The organism is Klebsiella grimontii, assembly GCF_042137965.1.
Classification (GTDB): Bacteria; Pseudomonadota; Gammaproteobacteria; order Enterobacterales; family Enterobacteriaceae; genus Klebsiella; species Klebsiella grimontii.
The window spans coordinates 390,143-411,218 of record NZ_CP169721.1 but is presented as its reverse complement, the minus strand read 5'-3'; the positions used below and the strand labels follow the sequence as shown (position 1 = coordinate 411,218).

The following is a 21,076-nucleotide window of genomic DNA, read 5'->3' as shown; positions in this document are numbered from 1 at the left end:
GATTGATGTCGTACCCGACTCTCAAATCGGTACCCCTTGTATGCTAAATCCGTCCTCACGTCAAACACCTGAAACGTGTTTAGCAAGAAAAACCGCTTAATGCACTGCCAGAATACGTGGAGTAATGAAGACAACCAGTTCACGTCGTTCGTTATCCTTACCGTCACGGCGAAACAGCTGGCCAAGCCAGGGGATATCGCCAAGTAGAGGAATACCATCGCGAGACGTTTTATTTTTTTGCGCAAAGATACCGCCTAACGCCAGGGTCTCTCCGCTTTTCACCTCCACCTGCGTTTCTATTTCTTGTTTATCGATAGCCAGCACTTCGCCATTTTCCTGTTTGAGCACCTGGCCCGGCGTATTTTCACTGATCCTCAGTTTTAACCGCACGCGATCGTGATGTAGCACCGTCGGCGTCACCTCCATCCCCAGCACCGCCTCTTTAAACTCAACGGAGGTCGCGCCGCTTTCGCCGCTGGAGACCTGATAGGGTATCTCGCTGCCCTGCTTAATGCTGGCGGGCTGCATATGTGAAGCCAGCAGACGGGGGCTGGCGATAATGTCCACCTTCTGTTTCTGCTCAAGTGCGGAAAGCTCCAGCTCCAGGAGCCGCCCACCGATGCGGCCGATGTTAAACCCGGCCCTCGTACTGGCATCCCCTACCGCCAGGTTGCTGATCAGGGTCGTCAGTTTACCGGAGCCTGGTGGGCTGCTGGCGTCCGCCAGGCTCCACTTCACGCCCAGTTCACGCAGGCTGGTTTCGCTCATTGAGACAATATGCGCCGCCAGCTCAACCTGGCCGACAGGCACATCCATCTCCTGAACCCATGCTATTAACGCCGGGAGGTGTTGGGCGTCATCGCGAATCAACAGGCGGTTGGTTCGTTTATCGACCGTCAGATGCCCGCGAGCGCTCAGCAGTTTTTCGCCCGCTTTGGCCAGATCCTCTACATCAGCATAACGCAGGCTCATGCTATGCCCCTGTAGAGGGAGATTCTGTAGACGCTTTGCTCTCTCCGCCTCAAGCTGTGCCTGCTGCGCCTTTTGCCAGACCAGAGTATGCACGTACAGTACCGAGCCTTGTTGGGTCAGAGTCAGACCGGCGCTATCGATAACCGATCGCAGCGCCTGCTGCCACGGCACTTCCTTCAGTTGGAGAGATACCGTTCCGCTGACGTCCGGCGCCACCACGAGATTTTTTTGCTTTAGCTCCGCCAACGACTGGAGTACCTGGGCCACCGGCGCATCATCGACGACCAGCGACACGGGAAGATCCTTTTTTACCGCGTCGACCATCATCGGCAGGAGTAGAAACAGCAGGCTTATCCATCGCATCATTCTTTATTCCCTTTCGCAGCCAGACCCACTGCGCGGGTTCACACCCGGCGCCGGTTGATATAGCCATTTTTTCAGATGTCAGAAGCGTCACCCGCCAGCCTGTAGGCAGCGTCTCCGCATCCCTCACGCGGCGCCATTTCCCGGCGCTATCCTGCAGGATGCCAATCAACTCTCGCGGATCGCCTATCGCCCCACCGTAGCGCCATTGATTAAGCTGCGCAGTCCGGCAACTATCGACCGGAGGCTGAAAGGGATCGCGTTCCGCAGCCAGCAGCGGCAGAGGAAACAGCAGTAAACACCAGCCTTTACGGCGCATCTTCCGCCTCCAGTTGCAGGATCAGCCGTAGAGCCTGATTTTCCGGCTGCATTGAGAAAGCCGTGGCGCGCATCCCGCAGCGGGCCAGCCAGGAAAAAAGCGCCGGTACCGCTTGCCAGTCAACCGCCAGCTGCATCTCGCCACCGCGCCCTATCGGCCGCCAGTCCATAAGCGCAGCGCCCGTCACCGGGAGGTCAATGGGAGAGAAAGCCTGGGTTTGTTGCTCATCAATACCAACGTTTTGTAGCGCAGCCCGCAGCGGCAACAATTTGCGCCACTGTGCTTGTATGCGCGGCGTGCCGCCCGCGTTAATGTCTGGTTGGGGGGGCTGCAGTAGCCATCCCCAGACTCCGGCAATGAGAACCAGGACGACAGGTATTGTTAACAGGCTTTTGCGCCCCGTCAGCCAGCGTTCAATCTCAACCCGCATTGTCGTCCTCTCCGGCCATGGAAAAGTGAAATAACCAGCGCCCTTCACCGTCGCGGTGCGTTTCTCCCGCCTTTGGCGGACGCAAGCCGGCAACACTCCCCAGCGCTTTTTCAAGCTCAGCCAGCCCCTTTAGATGCAACGTGAGTCCGCTCAGTACCAGGGTATTCTGGCGGTATTCCAGTTGGGTTAACCAGGCGTGTTCCGGCATAAGCGCCGCTATCGCCTGCAACCTCGACTGCCACGCGGCGGTTTTCTCCCGCCGCAGAGCGCGCAGGCGTCGTTGTTCCTGCTGCTGTAACCGTTGGCGCATGGCGCGCTCACGCTGCTGAAAGGCGGTATACAGCTGCTCTTCAGCGCTAATCTTCGCGGTTTCAAGCGAGTGGCTGACCCGCTGGTTGAGCCGTGAAGTGAGGAGCGCCGCCAGCAGAATAAGCAGCAAACCAAGAATCAGCAGCCCCGCCATCTGCAGACGTTGCCGTCGACGCGTTTCGCGCCAGGGAAGGAAGTTGACTATATGGCTCATGACTGACGCGCTCCCAGCGCCAGGCCGAGGGCAACGGTAAAGCTATCGCCACGTGCCGGGAGCGGGGGCTGCAGGCGATGGATAGCGCTCCAGGCGTCAAAATTCCGCCCGTCGGGCGATGCGGAGGCGCAGAGGCGAAACGTACCGCCATTCACCCGGGATACCAGGTCTGGAAAAGAGGGAGCGTCGCTGCACGGACAGCATCCCCAGCTATCGGCGGTGGCCCAAAGCCAGCTCGCTTCGTCACGCCAGGCCAGCCCCTGAACGTCATCAGGTTGCCAGGGGAGAAAGGCGCTAAGCGCGCTGGCATCCGGCACAATCCCCACCACCCTCAGCTTGAGTCGACTTGCCAGGCGGCACAGAAGGTTAACGTCCAACCGCTGCGCGGCGGTAACCCGCCAGCCATCAACCGCTCCGGTTTGCGCATAATCAACGCATAGCGAAGATGCGGGCATTTCCAGCTGCTGCGCCATCGCGCTGGCAATCCAGGTCGCCTGTTCGCTTTCTCTTAATGAAATCTGCGGGCGCGGGAGCTGCTTTTGCAGGGTTCGCGCCGCCGGGAAGGCGATACAGACCTGATGCTGCAAAGGCAGCTCCCGCCGCCAGCTTTGCAGCTGGCGGGCCAGCGATTCAACGTCCACCACCATTCCCTGCCGCACGCTACCGGGCATGAGCGGGATACTCCACCAGCGGCGTAGCGCCCAGCGTGAGCGCTCATGTAATAACGCGACAATAGCAATATGGTCCTGCTGGATATGCATTCCTATGCGCCAGTTTCTAAACGCCATGCTTACGATCTCCTTATCCGCCGATATGCTTCGCTATATCAATGCTCCAGGCTTGCCTTTATACTACTGCGCGTTTGTTTATAAACTGCCCAATGAAAACTAAATGAGAAATCTCCGGTGAAGTTCGTAAAGTATCTTTTTATCCTTGCAGTATGTTGCGTACTGCTGGGAGCAGGCTCGATTTTTGGTCTCTATAAATATATAGAGCCCCAGCTCCCCGACGTCGCAACCCTGAAGGATGTGCGCCTGCAGATCCCGATGCAGGTCTATAGCGCGGATGGTGAGCTGATTGCGCAATATGGCGAGAAACGCCGTATTCCCGTCACGCTACAGCAAATGCCGCCAGAGCTGATAAAAGCGTTTATCGCCACCGAAGACAGCCGTTTTTATGAGCATCATGGCGTTGACCCGGTCGGGATTTTCCGCGCCGCCAGCGTCGCGATGTTCTCCGGTCACGCCTCTCAGGGGGCCAGTACAATTACTCAACAGCTGGCGCGCAACTTCTTCCTGAGCCCTGAAAAGACGTTGATGCGTAAGGTAAAAGAAGCCTTCCTCGCGATCCGCATCGAGCAGTTGCTCAATAAAGATGAAATCCTTGAGCTGTACCTGAACAAAATCTATCTTGGCTACCGCGCCTACGGCGTCGGCGCGGCCGCGCAGGTCTATTTCGGTAAATCCGTCGACCAGTTGACGCTGAGCGAGATGGCGGTCATTGCGGGCCTGCCTAAAGCGCCTTCGACGTTTAACCCGCTCTACTCCATGGATCGTGCAACCACCCGCCGCAACGTTGTTCTCTCACGGATGCTGAGCGAAGGCTACATCACGCAGTCGCAGTACGATCAGGCGCGTAGCCAGATGATTGACGCCAGCTACCATACGCCGGAAATCGCCTTCTCCTCCCCGTATCTCAGCGAAATGGTGCGTCAGGAAATGGTCAGCCGCTACGGCGAGCAGGCTTATGAAGACGGTTATCGCGTCTACACCACCATTACCCGTAAAAATCAGCAGTCGGCCCAGGAGGCCGTGCGTAAAAACGTGCTGGATTACGACATGCGCCACGGCTATCGCGGCCCGGACAAGGTGCTGTGGAAGGTGGGTGAAACGCCGTGGGATAACCAGAAAATCCTCGATACGCTGAAAAAAACCCCGAATACCGGACCGCTCTCGCCGGCGGTCATCACGTCGGCAAATCCGCAGGAAGCCGTCGCGCTAATGAGTAACGGAACCTCGGTGTCGCTGAATATGGAAGGCGTCCGCTGGGCGCGTCGGTTTATTTCTGATACCCAGCAGGGCGCCACGCCGCGTAAAGTAAACGATGTGGTGCAGACCGGGCAACAGATCTGGGTACGTCAGGTGGGTAGCAGCTGGTGGTTGTCGCAGGTGCCGGATGTCAACTCAGCGCTGGTCTCGATCAACCCGCAAAACGGGGCGATCATTGCGCTAGTTGGCGGCTTCGATTTCAACCAGAGCAAGTTCAACCGTGCGACACAGGCGTTGCGCCAGGTCGGTTCTAACATTAAGCCGTTCCTCTACACTGCAGCAATGGATAAAGGCTTAACGCTGGCGAGCATGCTCAACGATGTGCCAATTTCACGTTGGGATGCCGGCTCCGGCTCCGACTGGCGCCCCAAAAACTCACCGCCGCAGTATGCGGGCCCTATCCGCCTGCGTCAGGGGCTGGGTCAATCAAAGAACGTGGTGATGGTTCGCGCGATGCGGGCCATGGGCGTGGACTACGCGGCTGAGTATCTCCAGCGCTTTGGCTTCCCGGCACAGAACATCGTTCGGACCGAATCGCTGGCGCTGGGTTCAGCCTCTTTCACCCCGCTTCAGGTTGCTCGCGGTTATTCGGTGATGGCTAACGGCGGTTTCCTGGTGAGCCCTTATTTCATCAGCAAAATCGAGAACGATCAGGGCGGCGTCATTTTTGAAGAGCGGCCAAAAGTTGCCTGCCCACAGTGCGATATTCCGGTGATTTACGGCGATACGCCGAAGTCTGATGTACTGGATAATAAAGATGTTGAGGACGTCGCGACCTCACAGGACCCGCAAAACCCCGGCGTTCCTCCACAGCCGCAGCTTGCGCAGGCGAACCAGTCTCTGGTGGCGCAAAGTGGCGCTCCGGAGTACGCGCCGCACGTGATCAACACGCCGCTGGCGTTCCTGATTAAAAGCGCCCTGAACACCAACATCTTCGGCGAACCGGGCTGGATGGGTACCGGCTGGCGGGCGGGCCGCGACCTGCAGCGTCACGATATCGGCGGCAAAACCGGGACCACCAACAGTTCAAAAGATGCGTGGTTCTCAGGCTATGGTCCTGGCGTCGTAACGTCGGTATGGATTGGCTTTGATGACCACCGCCGCGATCTGGGCCGCACCACCGCCTCCGGAGCAATCAAAGATCAGATATCCGGCTATGAAGGCGGCGCTAAAAGCGCCCAGCCGGCCTGGGATGACTTTATGAAAAGGGTGCTGGAAGGCGTACCGGAAGAGCCGCTAACGCCGCCGCCGGGTATTATTACGGTGAACATCGATCGCAGCACCGGCCAGTTGGCCAGCGGCGGTAACAGCCGCGCCGAGTACTTTATTGACGGCACCCAGCCGACCCAACAGGCGGTTCATGAAGTCGGCACCACCATTACCGATGGCGGGGGCGAGACCCACGAACTGTTCTGACAAAAAAAGCGCCTGCGGGCGCTTTTTTTATCTGAGAGAGGCGCTACAGCCGCCCTTGCGCCTGCAGCCATTCGCGCAGCAGGAAAAGCGCGCTAACGTTACGCGCTTCGTTGAAATCTTCTTCATCAAGCAGCGTCATCAGCTGCGACAGCGGCCAGCGCACCTGCGGCAGCGGCTCGGGCTCATCGCCGGGCAACGACTCCGGATAAAGGTCTTCCGCCACCAGGATATTCATCTTGCTGGAGAAGTAGGACGGGGCCATGCTCAGCTTTTTCAAAAACGTCAGCTTTTGCGCGCCAAACCCAACCTCTTCTTTCAGCTCACGGTTGGCGGCTTCCAGTACGCTTTCGCCCGGATCGATCAGGCCTTTTGAAAAGCCCAGCTCATAGGACTCCGTACCAACTGCATATTCGCGAATCAGGATTATATGGTCATCGACAATCGGCACAATCATCACGGCTTCACGGGTAGAAGGCCGCATCCGTTCATACACCCGGCGCACGCCGTTGCTGAACTCAAGGTCCACGCTTTCAACATTAAAAAGGCGCGAGCGCGCGACTGTTTCAACATTGAGAATGGTGGGTTTTTGTAATGATTTGCTCATTGTCATCGGTCTATGCTGTGATTACAGCGGTCATTGTGCGATACGCAGCACGGTTTCGGCAATCCTAATCGCCACTAATTTACATAGTTGCAACTTTTTCGTCTTGACCACAGGTATCACAAAGACTAAAAAGTCAATAGGTTGAACGGTATTTGAGAATATACTGATTCCTGGATTTTAACGCTTTTGATAAGGTTGTATGCTGCTGCATTGCATAATAGATTTTCTCCCGTTGACGTAATAAGTGCCGATTTCGACGGCTGTTTTACCTCCATTGATGCATGGCAACCGACGATACCAGTAAGAAAAGAATAACTATGATGGGATGGGCATGGGCACCTTTCTGATATTTTTGTTAGCTCTGCTAATCTGCGCATTGCTTATCGGCTGGTGGTATCGCACGCATACAAGACGTCGTCGCCTGCCGCTGCTGCACGCCTTTAGCGATGCCGCGACGCGCAAGCTTTCCGATGAAGAGCGCAGCGCCGTTGAAAAATACCTCGAAAGCCTCAGCCGCAACCAGCAGTTGCCGGCGTCTGGCGCCAGCACCGCGCCGGTCAACCTGACGCTGAACGAACAGAGCGGCACCGTTTATAGCGTCACCCGCGCCATTACGCGCTATGGCATCACCACCGATGACCTCAATAAATGGCGCTACTTCCTTGATTCAGTTGAAATTCATCTACCTCCCTTCTGGGAGCAACATATCAATGATGAAAACAGCGTCGAGTTAATCTCCACCGATAGCCTTCCGCTGGTGATTGCTCTCAATGGGCAAACGCTCAGCGACTATCCGCAGGAATCTCGGGGGTTTGCGCTTGAAAAAGCCGCGGTGCCTCAGGCATCCATCCGCGGGGAAGAGAGCGAGCAAATTGAGCTGCTGAACATCCGCCAGGAAACACCGGAAGAGCATGCGCTCAGCCGCCCTGAGAGTCTGCGCGAAGCCATTCTGGTGGTTGCCGCTTTCCTGCTGTTTTATTGCAGCCTGATAACCCCGAACGTTTTTTCGCCCTGGCTGCTGGGCGGCGGGTTACTCCTGCTGCTGGCAGGCGTATGGGGGATCTACGCTCCCCCGCGCAAAACATCGCTGCGGGAAATTCACTGCCTGCGCGGCATGCCGAAACGCTGGGGATTGTTTGGCGAAAATAACCAGGAACATATCAATAATATTTCCCTCGGCATTATCGACCTTATCTACCCGCGCCACTGGCAACCATGGATTGCGCAGGACCTCGGCCAGCAAACGGATATCGATATCTACCTCAGCCGCCACGTTGTCCGCCAGGGGCGCTTCCTGTCGCTGCATGATGAGGTCAAAAACTTCCCGCTTCAGTACTGGCTCCGCAGCGCGATTATCGCCCTCGGCGCGCTGCTGATCGTCGTGATGCTGTGGGCCAGCGTACCGCTGAATATGCCTTTTAAATTCACCCTTTCATGGCTCAAGGGCGCGCAAACTATCGAAGCCACGACGGTTGCCCAGTTGGAGAAGTCAAAGATTCGCATCGGCGACACGCTGCGCCTGAAAGGCACAGGAATGTGCAACATCCACTCGCCGGGCGCCTGGACGGCAAAAGAAAACTCGCCGTTTATGCCGTTCGATTGTTCGCAAATCGTCTGGAATGATGCCCCTCCCCTGCCGCTGCCGGAATCAGATATCGTCAGTAAGGCCACCGCCCTGATGCAGACCGTCCAGCGCCAGCTCCATCCCGAATCCGATGACGATTCGCGCGTCAGCCCGGCGCTGCGTTCCGCCATTCAGAAGTCAGGCATGGTGCTGCTGGATGACTTTGGCGATATCGTCACAAAAACCAACGACTTGTGCTCAGCGAAAGACGATTGCGTTCGTTTGAAGAATGCGCTGGTTAACCTCGGCAACACCCGCAACTGGGAAGCCCTGACCAAACGCGCCAGCGCGGGCAAACTGGACGGCGTCAACGTCCTGTTACGCCCGGTAAGCGCGGAGTCGCTGGAGAATCTGGTCACCACCTCCACCGCGCCGTTCATCAGCCGTGAAACCTCGCGCGCGGCGCAGGCGCTGAATAGCCCGGCGCCCGGCGGTTTCCTGATTGCCAGCGATGAAGGCAGCGACCTGGTGAACCAGCCGTGGCCAGGCACCGGCTTATACGACTTCCCTGCCCACCAGCAATGGAGCGAACTGCAGCGTCTGGCGGGTATGCTAATGCACACGCCGTTCCAGGCAGAAGGCATCGTCACCAATCTTTACACCGACGCCAACGGCACGCAGCATATCAATCTGCATCGTATTCCTGACCGCTCCGGTCTGTGGCGTTACCTCGGCACAACGCTGCTGCTGCTGGCCATGCTGGGCTGTTCGGCGTATCACGGTATCCAGGCTTTTCGTCGCTATCAGCGCCATCGCCAGCGACAGGAAGAGATCCAGAAATACTATGAAAGCTGCCTGAATCCGGTTCTGCTTTCCTCACCCGACCCGCAAGAATAATTCTCTGCGCGACGGGGTGTGATAACCTGTCGCGCAATTTTCCCCCTCGCTGGAGACTGACCATGCATTTTGATATCGCCTGGCAAGAGGTTGATACCGTTCTGCTGGATATGGACGGCACGCTACTCGACCTCGCCTTCGACAACTACTTCTGGCAAAAACTGGTTCCGGAAACCTGGGGCGCCGCGCGGGGGCTCAACCTGCAGGAAGCCAGAGACGCGATGCGCCAGGAGTATCATGCGGTACAACATACGCTAAACTGGTACTGCCTGGACTACTGGAGCGAGCGACTGGGTTTGGATATTTGTGCGATGACCAGCGAGCAGGGGCCAAGGGCCGCGCTGCGTGAAGATACCGTGCCGTTCCTTGAGGCGCTTAAAACCAGCGGTAAACGGCGGATTTTGCTGACCAACGCCCATCCGCATAATCTGGCGGTGAAGCTAAAGCATACCGGGCTGGACGCGCACCTTGATTTATTGCTTTCCACCCACACATTTGGTTATCCGAAAGAGGATCAGCGGCTGTGGCACGCGGTAGCTGAAGAAACCGGCTTCGACGCGCGCAATACGCTGTTCGTCGATGATAACGAGGCAATTCTGGACGCGGCGGCGGAATACGGCATCCGCTATTGCCTCGGTATCACCAACCCCGATTCCGGGCTGGCGGAAAAAAGCTACGCTCGCCATCCTGGGTTGAGTGACTACCGGCGTCTGATCCCCTCGCTGACCCCACAGGAGAGGCCATGAAAGAAAAACCCGTCGAAGCCGTCAGGCTGGACAAATGGTTGTGGGCAGCCCGCATTTATAAAACCCGTGCGCTGGCGCGCGAGATGATTGAAGGCGGCAAGGTGCACTATAACGGACAGCGCAGTAAGCCGGGAAAGGTAGTCGAGCTGAATGCGACCCTGATGCTCCGCCAGGGCAATGACGAACGCACCATCGTGGTAAAAGGCATTACCGAACAGCGCAGACCCGCCAGTGAAGCCGTCGCGCTTTATGAAGAGACGGCTGAGAGCATCGAGAAACGCGAGAAAGTGGCGCTGGCGCGCAAAATGAACGCCTTAACCATGCCGCATCCCGACAGGCGACCGGATAAGAAAGAGCGGCGCGACCTGATGAGATTTAAACACGGCGATAGTGAATAACTGTGGCCCGCAAGAGAGATGATTATGACTCAACACGATCAATTACACCGCTATCTGTTTGAAAACTATGCCGTACGCGGTGAGCTGGTAACAGTTTCAGAAACTTTAGAACAGATTCTGACCAACCATAGCTACCCGCAGCCGGTGAAAACCGTGCTGGCGGAACTGCTGGTCGCCACCAGCCTGCTGACCGCCACGCTGAAGTTCGCGGGCGATATTACCGTTCAGCTGCAGGGCGATGGCCCGCTGTCGCTGGCGGTGATCAACGGCAACAACCAGCAGCAGATGCGCGGTGTCGCCCGCACCCAGGGTGAGATCCCGGAAGGGGCGGACCTGAAAACCATGGTCGGCAACGGATATCTGGTCATTACCATCTCTCCGGAAGAGGGCGAGCGCTATCAGGGGGTGGTCGGTCTTGAAGGCGATACGCTGGCGGCCTGCCTCGAAGATTACTTCCAGCGCTCCGAACAGCTGCCAACCCGACTGATTATCCGTAGCGGTGAACACGAAGGTAAACCGATGGCCGGCGGCATGCTGCTGCAGGTTCTGCCGGCGCAGGACGCGCAGGCGGTTGATTTCGAACATCTGAGCACGCTGACCGAAACCATCAAAGCTGAAGAGCTGTTTACCCTGCCCGCAAACGATGTGCTCTGGCGCCTGTATCACGAAGAAGAAGTTACCGTATACGAGCCGCAGGGCGTTGAGTTTAAATGCACCTGCTCCCGCGAGCGCTGCGCCGGCGCGCTGAAAACGCTGCCGGATGAGGAGATCGATAGCATCCTGGCCGACGAAGGAGAAATCGATATGCACTGCGACTATTGCGGTAATCATTACATCTTTAATGCGATGGATATTGCCGAAATTCGTAACAACGCCTCCCCGGCCGACCCGCAAATCCACTAATCCTCACTTTGTCAGGCGCGGTTTTCCTCCTCGCGCCTGGCGTCAACAATTTTTCTTCGCGTGGTGAATCGATTCCCCATGAAAGAGTTACGTAATTTTCTTTCAGGTAAGCGATTACATTCACATTTCAACAGTTTTTTTAATTACTTTTTAACCATTAAGAAACATCTACCCCCACTGTAGCCCTAATTCCTGAGATAATCCCCTGCGCCTCGTGACAGGAGTCACAACGTTTTTCGTAAGTCCGCCGTTTGTCGAGATACGTAAATCTATGAGCCTGGTCGCGGTCTATACCCCGTAATAAACCCTACAATTTAAAGCAGTACATATTGGCTAAGGAGCAGTGACATGCGCGTTAATAATGGTTTAACCCCGCAGGATCTCAAGGCTTATGGTATCAATGACGTCCAGGATATCGTCCATAACCCCAGCTACGATACTTTGTATCAGGAAGAGCTCGCCCCCAATCTTCAAGGTTATGAACGTGGCGTATTAACAAATCTTGGTGCAATCGCCGTAGATACCGGTATTTTTACCGGCCGTTCTCCAAAAGATAAGTATATCGTTCGTGACGACACCACCCGCGATACCGTGTGGTGGGCCGATAAAGGCAAAGGTAAGAACGACAACAAGCCGCTTTCTGAGGAAACGTGGCAGCACCTGAAGGGGCTGGTGACCCGCCAGCTCTCCGGCAAGCGCCTGTTTATCGTTGACGCCTTCTGCGGCGCCAACGCCGACACCCGCCTGAGCGTCCGCTTTATTACCGAAGTCGCCTGGCAGGCGCATTTCGTGAAGAACATGTTTATTCGCCCAAGCGATGAAGAGCTGGCGAACTTCAAGCCGGATTTCATCGTGATGAACGGCGCTAAGTGCACCAACCCGCAGTGGAAAGAACAGGGTCTGAACTCCGAAAACTTCGTCGCGTTCAATCTGACCGAGCGCATCCAGCTTATCGGCGGAACCTGGTACGGCGGCGAAATGAAAAAAGGGATGTTCTCGATCATGAACTACCTGCTGCCGCTGAAGGGCATCGCTTCCATGCACTGCTCCGCCAACGTCGGGGAAAAAGAGGATGTCGCTATCTTCTTCGGCCTTTCCGGTACCGGCAAGACCACCCTCTCTACCGATCCGAAACGCCGCCTGATTGGCGATGATGAACACGGCTGGGATGACGACGGGGTATTCAACTTCGAAGGCGGCTGCTACGCTAAGACCATTAAGCTTTCCGAAGCCGCGGAGCCGGATATTTATCATGCGATTCGCCGCGATGCGCTGCTGGAGAACGTGGTCGTGCTGGCCGATGGCACCATCGATTTTAACGACGGTTCAAAGACCGAAAACACCCGCGTCTCTTATCCGATCAATCATATCGAGAACATCGTTAAGCCCATCTCCAAAGCCGGTCATGCCACCAAGGTTATCTTCCTGACCGCCGACGCGTTTGGCGTTCTGCCGCCGGTTTCTCGTCTGACCGCCGACCAGACCCAGTACCACTTCCTGTCTGGCTTCACCGCCAAGCTGGCCGGTACCGAGCGCGGCGTCACGGAGCCGACGCCAACCTTCTCCGCCTGCTTTGGCGCCGCCTTCCTGTCGCTGCACCCGACGCAGTACGCAGAAGTGCTGGTGAAACGTATGCAGGCTTCCGGCGCCCAGGCCTATCTGGTCAACACCGGCTGGAACGGCACCGGCAAACGTATCTCGATCAAAGATACCCGCGCCATAATCGATGCGATTCTTGATGGTTCGCTGGACAATGCCGAAACTTTCACTCTGCCGATGTTTGAGCTGCAGATCCCGACCGAGCTGCCGGGGGTGGATACCCATATCCTCGACCCGCGCAACACCTACGGCTCGCCAGAGCAGTGGCAGGAGAAAGCGGAGCAGCTGGCGAAGCTGTTTATTGAGAACTTCGAGAAGTACACCGATACGCCAGCGGGCGCTGCGCTGGTGGCCGCAGGGCCGAAACGCTAATCAGGTCCGCAGATATGAAAAAGCCGGGAATCGCTTCCCGGCTTTTTTTAGGCTTACATCAGGCAGGCTTCTTCTTACTTGCCGCCTTACGCCGCTTATCCAGATCCTTAATCAGCTTATTCACCTGCTCATCGGCAAACATCGCCTCAAGCGTGGTGGAAAGCTTACGACGCCAGTTTGGATACTCGGTGCTGGTCCCGGGAATATTGACCGGCTCGGCCATCACCAGCCAATCCTCCGGCTGCAGGCCCAGCAGCGCGCTGTTGCTGTCGGCGATATAGCGCTGCATCCCACGATTCAGGGTCGGCGTCATCGCCATCAGCGACGCTTTATGCCCGGTACGCTTCGGCAGACAGCCGTAGCGGTGCAGAGCATCCAGCAGCCCCTGCTTCGCCAGCTCGCGATCCTGATACAGTCCGCGCAGTACCACCTCATCCGGATACAGGCCGAGCGATTTACCCAGCGTCAGGTCGCCGCTTTCCCAGTAGCCGCGCAGCGTTGGCAGGTCATGCGTCGTAGCCACAGCCATTGATTGCTCCGGATACGCCTTCGGCGCACGGAAAGTCTTTTCGTGGTCATTTTCGAAATAGAGCACTTTGTAGGAGTAAACGCCGCTTTTACGCAGCTTGCCGACGATTTCAACCGGTACGGTTCCCAGATCCTCGCCGATCACCATACAGCGATGACGCTTACTCTCCAGCGCCAGAATCGACAACAGATCGTCTACCGGATACTGCACATAGGCGCCATGATCGGCCGTCTCGCCGTAAGGGATCCACCACAGACGCAGTACCGACATCACGTGATCGATGCGGAGCGCCCCGCAGTTTTGCATATTCGCGCGCAGCAGCTCGACGAAGGGCTCATAGGCGCGCGCCACCATGATATGCGGATCCATCGGCGGCAGGCCCCAGTTTTGCCCCAGCGGGCCGAGGATATCCGGCGGCGCGCCGACGGAAGCCTTCAGGCAGTACAGTTCGCGATCGCACCAGGTCTCAGCCCCGCCTTCCGCAACGCCCACCGCCAGGTCACGATACAGGCCGATCGGCATGGAATCGTTCTGGCTGGTATGCCAGCACTCGGCGAACTGGGTGTAAGCGAGCCATTGCAGCCACAGGTAAAAATTCACCTCGTCGGCATGTTCGGCGCAGAACGCTTTAACCTCCGGGCTATCGGTATCCTGATAAGCCTTCGGCCACGCGGGCCAGCCCCAGCGCATCGGATCCTGCTTAACCTGCCAGGCGTGCAGCGCGTCAAACGCCGCCTGCCAGTACAGGCTGTCGCCCTCGCGCGTGACAAACTGGCGGAACTCCGCCATCGCCTCATCGTTGCGCGCGGAAAAACCTTTCCAGGCCATGCGCAGCGCGGTGAGCTTGAGGGTGGTCACGGCGGTATAGTCAACATCATCGGTCTGACGCGCCGCCTGTAAAGTCTGCTGCGTAGCCGGTGAATGCCACCATTTCTGCGCCTCTTTGCTGTGACGGAAATCCTCTACCGCATTGACGTCAATATAGATAACGTTGAGCCAGCGGCGCGAAGAGGGGCTGTACGGACTGGCGCTCTCCGGGTTAGCCGGATAGAGGGCGTGAATCGGGTTAAGTCCGATAAACGAGCCGCCCCGGCGGGCGATTTCCGGTAGCATCGCGCGTAAATCGCCGAAGTCGCCAATCCCCCAGTTCTTCTCCGAGCGCAGCGTATACAGCTGCACGCAGGTTCCCCACAGCTTCTGGCCATCCTTCAGCGCCTGCGGTTCGTAGCAGCGCGCGGGCGCGACGATCGCCCGGCAGTGCCAGCGATCGCCGTCCTGAGTCAGCGTCAGCGTATGGTACCCTTCCGGTAATCTTGCCGGCAGCGGCAGCGTTTCACCGCCGCGCGCCTGGCCCTGATACTGTTTCCCTTCTTCGGTGGTGAGGATCCAGTGGAACTCCCCCTGGCCCGCTACCGGCAGAGACATCTTTTTGCCGTGGGTGAATACCTGCACCGCTGGCAGCGGGTTAACCGCCACCTTCGGGGTGACAGTGGTACGATGCATCGCATCAAGCAGCCGCTGCTTAGTGGCCGCAGCAATGGACTGCGGCTTACCGTGCGCGTTGATATAGCTTGGGCTTATTCCCGCCGCCAGGGCTGCGTTATCAAGGCGTTTAGTCTCCATAGGCCTGTCCTTAGCGTTTTGCCTGCCAGATACGTTGCTGATAATCGCGAATCGAGCGGTCGGAGCTGAACATGCCGCAGCGCGCGGTGTTCAGAATCGTCGCGCGCGTCCAGGCTTCCTGGTCGCGATACAGCTCATCAACCTGCTTCTGCGCCGCCACGTAGGCTTCAAAATCCGCCAGCACCAGGTACGGGTCGCCGCCTTTCAGCAGACTGTGCAGCATCTGGTCGAAAGCATGCTTATCGCCATCGCTGTATTTACCGCTCTCCAGCTCTTTCAGCACAGCGTCCAGCAGCTTGTCTTTCTTACGCCATTTCAGCGGATCGTAGCCTTTGGCCTTCAGCGCTTTCACTTCTTCCACGGTATGACCGAAGATAAAGATGTTTTCTTCGCCTACCTGCTCAGCGATTTCCACGTTCGCCCCGTCAAGGGTTCCCACGGTCAGCGCGCCGTTCAGCGCCAGCTTCATGTTGCCGGTACCGGAGGCCTCTTTACCCGCCGTTGAAATCTGCTCGGAGACATCCGCCGCCGGGATCAGCATTTCCGCCGCCGAGACGCAGTAGTCCGGCAGGAACACCACTTTCAGCTTATCGCCGACCAGCGGATCGTTGTTGATCGCGGCGGCAACCTTGTTGATCGCCCAGATAATATTCTTCGCCAGGTAGTAGCCCGGCGCCGCTTTCGCACCGAACAGGAACACGCGCGGTACGCGCTCCGCCTGCGGGTTCTCACGAATTTCTTTGTACTGCGCAAGAATGTTCAGCAGGTTCAGGTGCTGACGTTTGTACTCGTGCAGACGCTTGATCTGGATATCGAAAATCGCCTGCGGGTTGATCTCGATACCGGTACGCCGCTTCACAAACTCCGCCAGACGAACCTTGTTGGCCAGCTTAATGTCGCGATACGTCTGACGGAACTTCGCGTCATCGGCATATTTTTCGAGGTTGATCAGTTGGTCGAGATCGTTGGCCCACTCTTTCTTCAGCGTTTTATCCAGCAGCGCGGCCAGAGCCGGGTTGCACTGTTTGATCCAGCGGCGCGGGGTAATGCCGTTGGTGACGTTATGGAATTTATTCGGCCACAGCTGGTGATATTCCGGGAACAGATCTTTCACCACCAGGTCGGAGTGCAGCGCGGCCACGCCGTTAACCGCAAAGCCGCTGACCACGCACATGTTCGCCATGCGAACCTGTTTATCGTGCACCACCGCCAGTTTCGCCCATACCTGCTTATCGCCGGGCCAGGTTTTATCGACCAGCGTTTTAAAGCGATCGTTAATCTCTTTGATGATCTGCATGTGGCGCGGCAGCAGCGCTTTTACCAGCTTCTCATCCCAGCACTCGAGCGCTTCCGGCATCAGGGTGTGGTTGGTATACGCGAAGGTTTTGCTGGTAATCGCCCAGGCCTCGTCCCAGCTCAGCTGATGCTCATCAATCAGTACGCGCAGCAGTTCCGGAATCGCAATCGTCGGGTGAGTATCGTTAAGCTGGATAACTTCATAATCCGCCAGCTCCGCCAGCTTACGGCCCGCCAGGTGATGGCGACGCAGAATATCGGCGACCGAACAGGCGCACTGGAAGTACTGCTGCATCAGACGCAGTTTTTTACCCGCCTGATGGTTATCGTTCGGATAGAGAACTTTCGTCAGTTTTTCGGCGTCAATGCCCTGCTGTTCAGCACGCAGGAAATCACCGTCGTTGAATTTGGTCAGGTTAAACGGATGCGCGTGTTTAGCCTGCCACAGGCGCAGCGGCTGAGCCACGTTGTTGCGGTAGCCCAGCACCGGCAGATCCCAGGCTTCCCCGGTAATGACGAATGCCGGAAACCACTCACCGCCTTTGGTCACTTTACCGCCGAGGCCAACCTGCACGTCCAGCGCTTCGTTGTGGCGGAACCACGGGTAGCTATTACGCCCCCAGTCATCCGGCGCTTCCATCTGCTGACCGTCAGCGAAAGACTGGCGGAACAGGCCGTACTGGTAGTTCAGGCCGTAGCCGGTCGCCGATTGTCCCACGGTGGCCATTGAATCAAGGAAACATGCCGCCAGACGACCGAGGCCGCCGTTGCCCAGGCCCGGGTCGATTTCCTCTTCCAGCAGGTCGGTCAGGTTAACGTCATGCGCCTGAAGCTCATCGCTGACCTGCTGATACCAGCCGAGGTTGAGCAGGTTGTTGCCGGTCAGGCGACCAATCAAAAACTCCATTGAGATATAGTTTACGTGGCGCTGTCCTTCGGTCGCTTTTGCTACCGGCTGAGCCGACAACAGCTCGGACAGCGCGCCGCTTACGGCGCGCCACCATTGACGCTGGGTCATCTCGGAAGCGGACTGTAAACCAAAATGCTGCCACTGACGCGTCAGTGCAGCCTGAAACTGAGCTTTGTTAAAAGAAGTCTGTGACATAAGTAATCCGGGTCCTTTACTAAAACGTTAGCGTTAGTGTGCCGACCTCCCGGAGTCACGTCCTCATCCCGCCAGGGATTAGCCGGGGAGGAGTAGCAGGGATGAGCGAAAAGTGTGATCGTGGCCACTATTACGTTAGCTTACCGGCAAAAATTATGCTGCAAAATTCGCCACGCTGGAACCACAAATCGGCCTGTCTGGCGCGCACAATTTTGTTACAAGCCAGGACGATAAAAGCGGGCAAAACGCCGTTTTGTAAATATTGCCAAATAAAAGTAAATATCCGCAGAATAAACGGACTGTAATGCAGAAATAGCTCAAAAAGATGACTTATAAGATTTCACTGATAATATTTTATTAAAAACAAACAGCTACTAATTTTGTAATAAAAGATTAGCTTATCGTGCCTAAAACTTCCGCAATCCCAATAACCGCGCCCGCTGACGCGCATTTATATGAATTTCTCTCACTATGCAAATTTGTGACATAGAGCAAATTCAAGAGCATAAAACTCGGACATAACTTGCAATAAAATTCATTATGGCCGACCTTATTGGATATTAATTACGAAGCGCAAAAAAATTCGCAATTCCTCCCTTGCACAGCGAAATGAAGAACTATGTTGATTCCGTCTAAATTAAGTCGCCCGGTCCGCCTTGAACACACTGTGGTTCGTGAGCGATTGCTGGCGAAACTTTCCGGCGCGAACAATTATCGTCTCGCGTTGGTGACCAGTCCGGCTGGATACGGTAAAACCACGCTCGTTTCTCAATGGGCTGCGGGGAAAAACGATCTCGGCTGGTTCTCGCTGGATGAAGGCGATAACCAACAGGAGCGTTTTGCCAGCTATCTTATCGCCGCCGTTCAGCAGGCCACCGGCGGCCACTGTGCGGCCAGCGAAGCGATGGTGCAAAAGCGCCAGTACGCCAGCCTGCCCTCTCTCTTTGCGCAACTGTTTATTGAGCTGGCCGACTGGCAGCGCCCGTTATTCCTGGTGATTGATGATTATCATCTGATCACCAATCCGGTTATTCATGATGCGATGCGTTTCTTCCTCCGCCATCAGCCGGAAAATATGACGCTGGTGGTGCTGTCGCGTAATCTGCCGCAGCTGGGCATCGCCAACCTGCGCGTGCGCGATCAGCTGCTGGAAATCGGCAGCCAACAGCTGGCTTTTACCCATCAGGAAGCGAAACAGTTTTTCGACTGTCGTCTCAGTTCGCCTATTGAGGCCGACGATAGCAAAAGGCTGTGCGACGATGTTGCCGGCTGGGCCACCGCGCTGCAGCTGATTGCCCTCTCGGCGCGTCAGAACAATACTTCCGCCCATCACTCCGCCCGCCGTCTTGCCGGTATAAACGCCAGCCATCTTTCTGACTATCTGGTCGATGAGGTGTTGGATAACGTTGACCCGCGGACGCGTAACTTCCTGCTGAAAAGCTCGCTGCTGCGCTCAATGAACGATGCGCTCATCGTCCGCGTCACCGGCGAAGAGAATGGCCAGATGCAGCTGGAAGAAATTGAGCGTCAGGGATTATTCCTGCAACGGATGGACGACTCCGGCGAATGGTTCCGCTACCATCCGCTATTCGGCAACTTCCTGCGCCAGCGCTGCCAGTGGGAGCTGGCGGTCGAACTGCCGGAAATTCACCGTGCGGCCGCTGAGAGCTGGATGGCCCAAGGCTTCCCGAGCGAAGCGATTCATCACGCCCTGGCCGCGGGCGACGCCAAAATGCTGCGCGATATTCTGCTCAACCACGCGTGGGGCATGTTTAACCACAGCGAGCTGAGTTTGCTGGAACAGTCCCTCGCCGCGCTGCCGTGGTCAAACCTGCTGGAAAACCCGCGTTTGATTCTTTTGCAGGCCTGGCTGATGCAGAGCCAGCACCGCTATAGCGAAGTCAATACCCTGCTGGCGCGCGCCGAGCAGGAGATGGATACAGAAATGGACACCGCCATGCACGGTGATTTCAACGCCCTGCGTGCCCAGGTGGCGATCAACGCCGGCGATCAGGACGAAGCCGAGCGCCTGGCGATGGTGGCCCTTGATGAACTGCCGCTGGCCAGCTACTACAGCCGCATCGTTGCCACATCCGTACACGGCGAAGTTCTGCACTGCAAAGGCCAGCTGAGCAAATCGCTGGCGGTCATGCAGCAGACGGAACAGATGGCCCGCCGTCATGACGTCTGGCACTACGCGTTATGGAGCATGATCCAGCAAAGCGAAATTCTCTTCGCGCAGGGCTTCCTGCAGGCCGCCTGGGAAATTCAGGAAAAAGCGTTCCAGCTCATTCGCGAACAGCATCTGGAACAGCTGCCGATGCATGAGTTCCTGCTGCGTATTCGTTCCCAGCTGCTGTGGGCCTGGGCGCGGCTGGATGAAGCGGAAACCTCCGCGCGCAGCGGCATGAACGTACTCTCCTCCTATCAACCGCAGCAGCAGCTGCAGTGCCTGACGCTGATGGTGCAATGCTCGCTGGCGCGCGGCGATCTGGATAACGCCCGCAGCCATTTGAATCGCCTGGAAAACCTGTTGGGCAACGGTCATTACCATAGCGACTGGGTATCCAATGCCGATAAAGTGCGGGTGATCTACTGGCAGATGATCGGCGACAAGGCCGCCGCGGCGAACTGGCTGCGCCAGACGCCAAAACCGGAGTTCGCCAATAACCACTTCCTGCAGAGCCAGTGGCGCAATATCGCCCGCGCGCAAATTCTGCTCGGCGATTTTGATTCCGCCGAAATGGTGCTGGATGAGTTAAACGATAACGCCCGCTCGCTGCGTTTGATGAGCGATCTGAACCGCAACCTGCTGCTGCTCAACCAGCTCTACTGGCAGGCCGGGCGTAAGAGCGAAGCGCAGAAAGCGCTGCTGGAAGCGCTCACCCTCGCCAACCGCACCGGGTTTATCAATCATTTTGTCATTGAAGGCGAAGCGATGGCGCAGCAGCTGCGCCAGCTGATTCAGCTCAATACGCTGCCGGAGCTGGAGCAGCACCGCGCCCAGCGTATTCTGCGCGATATCAACCAGCATCATCGCCATAAGTTCGCCCACTTTGACGAGAGCTTCGTCGAGCGGCTGCTGAACCATCCGGAAGTGCCGGAACTTATCCGTACCAGCCCGCTGACCCAGCGCGAATGGCAGGTGCTGGGGCTCATCTATTCCGGCTACAGCAACGAGCAGATCGCCGGTGAGCTGGACGTGGCCGCCACCACCATCAAAACGCATATTCGCAATTTGTATCAGAAGCTGGGCGTGGCGCACCGCCAGGATGCCGTTCAGCATGCCCAGCAGCTGTTGAAAATGATGGGATACGGCGTATAAGCCGCTATCGGCTGGCCTTATGCATCGCCACCCTGATTCATCGC

The 21,076-nt window shown here is 56.9% G+C and carries 15 protein-coding genes; 7 read left to right on the top strand and 8 right to left on the bottom strand.

What is annotated here, in order from left to right; translation table 11 throughout:
• Positions 1 to 96 precede the first annotated feature (96 nt).
• Genes hofQ through ACE3MN_RS01815 form a run of 5 tightly spaced genes read right to left on the bottom strand, consistent with a single transcriptional unit; the run spans position 97 to position 3,395 of the window.
• Positions 97 to 1,338: a DNA uptake porin HofQ gene (hofQ, locus tag ACE3MN_RS01835; RefSeq protein ID WP_024359836.1), complete on the bottom strand. Its 1,242-nt coding sequence runs from the start codon at positions 1,336 to 1,338 to the stop codon at positions 97 to 99.
• The gene (locus ACE3MN_RS01830; RefSeq protein WP_049286832.1) at positions 1,247 to 1,654 is read right to left on the bottom strand and encodes a HofP DNA utilization family protein; all 408 of its coding nucleotides are present in this window, start codon (positions 1,652 to 1,654) and stop codon (positions 1,247 to 1,249) included. The genes hofQ and ACE3MN_RS01830 overlap by 92 nt, the downstream gene beginning before the upstream one ends.
• A complete protein-coding gene (locus ACE3MN_RS01825; protein WP_024359835.1) occupies positions 1,644 to 2,084 on the bottom strand; it encodes a hypothetical protein in 441 nt (146 codons plus the stop codon). Before ACE3MN_RS01825 ends, ACE3MN_RS01830 begins: the two co-directional genes overlap by 11 nt.
• On the bottom strand, positions 2,074 to 2,607 hold the full coding sequence (locus tag ACE3MN_RS01820; RefSeq protein ID WP_024359834.1) for a PilN domain-containing protein: 534 nt from the start codon (positions 2,605 to 2,607) through the stop codon (positions 2,074 to 2,076). The genes ACE3MN_RS01825 and ACE3MN_RS01820 overlap by 11 nt, the downstream gene beginning before the upstream one ends.
• Positions 2,604 to 3,395: a hypothetical protein gene (locus ACE3MN_RS01815; RefSeq protein WP_024359833.1), complete on the bottom strand. Its 792-nt coding sequence runs from the start codon at positions 3,393 to 3,395 to the stop codon at positions 2,604 to 2,606. Before ACE3MN_RS01815 ends, ACE3MN_RS01820 begins: the two co-directional genes overlap by 4 nt.
• A gap of 117 nt (positions 3,396 to 3,512) precedes the next feature.
• On the opposite strand from ACE3MN_RS01815, the gene mrcA reads away from it, so the two are divergent.
• Positions 3,513 to 6,071: a peptidoglycan glycosyltransferase/peptidoglycan DD-transpeptidase MrcA gene (mrcA, locus tag ACE3MN_RS01810; protein WP_131930652.1), complete on the top strand. Its 2,559-nt coding sequence runs from the start codon at positions 3,513 to 3,515 to the stop codon at positions 6,069 to 6,071.
• A gap of 43 nt (positions 6,072 to 6,114) precedes the next feature.
• Here the strand turns inward: mrcA and nudE are convergent, their stop codons facing one another.
• The gene (nudE, locus tag ACE3MN_RS01805) at positions 6,115 to 6,675 is read right to left on the bottom strand and encodes an ADP compounds hydrolase NudE (RefSeq protein ID WP_004854946.1); all 561 of its coding nucleotides are present in this window, start codon (positions 6,673 to 6,675) and stop codon (positions 6,115 to 6,117) included.
• 331 nt (positions 6,676 to 7,006) lie between these two features.
• On the opposite strand from nudE, the gene ACE3MN_RS01800 reads away from it, so the two are divergent.
• From ACE3MN_RS01800 to pckA, 5 genes are all read left to right on the top strand, one after another.
• The gene (locus tag ACE3MN_RS01800; protein WP_029669896.1) at positions 7,007 to 9,136 is read left to right on the top strand and encodes an intracellular growth attenuator family protein; all 2,130 of its coding nucleotides are present in this window, start codon (positions 7,007 to 7,009) and stop codon (positions 9,134 to 9,136) included.
• A gap of 62 nt (positions 9,137 to 9,198) precedes the next feature.
• On the top strand, positions 9,199 to 9,882 hold the full coding sequence (yrfG, locus tag ACE3MN_RS01795; RefSeq protein ID WP_148855654.1) for a GMP/IMP nucleotidase: 684 nt from the start codon (positions 9,199 to 9,201) through the stop codon (positions 9,880 to 9,882).
• On the top strand, positions 9,879 to 10,280 hold the full coding sequence (gene hslR, locus ACE3MN_RS01790; RefSeq protein WP_004126060.1) for a ribosome-associated heat shock protein Hsp15: 402 nt from the start codon (positions 9,879 to 9,881) through the stop codon (positions 10,278 to 10,280). The genes yrfG and hslR overlap by 4 nt, the downstream gene beginning before the upstream one ends.
• Before the next feature lie 18 nt (positions 10,281 to 10,298).
• Positions 10,299 to 11,183, top strand: a complete 885-nt coding sequence (gene hslO / locus ACE3MN_RS01785; RefSeq protein WP_187389372.1) for an Hsp33 family molecular chaperone HslO — start codon at positions 10,299 to 10,301, stop codon at positions 11,181 to 11,183.
• Positions 11,184 to 11,531: 348 nt separating this feature from the next.
• Positions 11,532 to 13,154 carry a phosphoenolpyruvate carboxykinase (ATP) gene (gene pckA / locus ACE3MN_RS01780; RefSeq protein WP_004870264.1) on the top strand — a complete coding sequence of 541 codons (1,623 nt, stop codon included), beginning with the start codon at positions 11,532 to 11,534 and terminating at the stop codon, positions 13,152 to 13,154.
• A gap of 58 nt (positions 13,155 to 13,212) precedes the next feature.
• On the opposite strand, the gene malQ is transcribed toward pckA, so the two are convergent.
• Together malQ and malP are read right to left on the bottom strand one after the other, a co-directional pair.
• Positions 13,213 to 15,306, bottom strand: coding sequence for a 4-alpha-glucanotransferase (gene malQ / locus ACE3MN_RS01775; RefSeq protein WP_049087559.1), 2,094 nt, complete (start codon positions 15,304 to 15,306; stop codon positions 13,213 to 13,215).
• A 10-nt stretch (positions 15,307 to 15,316) separates the two neighbouring features.
• A complete protein-coding gene (gene malP, locus ACE3MN_RS01770) occupies positions 15,317 to 17,707 on the bottom strand; it encodes a maltodextrin phosphorylase (protein WP_375364245.1) in 2,391 nt (796 codons plus the stop codon).
• 619 nt (positions 17,708 to 18,326) lie between these two features.
• Between malP and malT the strand changes: the two genes are divergently transcribed.
• Positions 18,327 to 21,032, top strand: a complete 2,706-nt coding sequence (gene malT, locus ACE3MN_RS01765; RefSeq protein ID WP_004870255.1) for an HTH-type transcriptional regulator MalT — start codon at positions 18,327 to 18,329, stop codon at positions 21,030 to 21,032.
• The last annotated feature ends 44 nt before the right edge of the window (positions 21,033 to 21,076 follow it).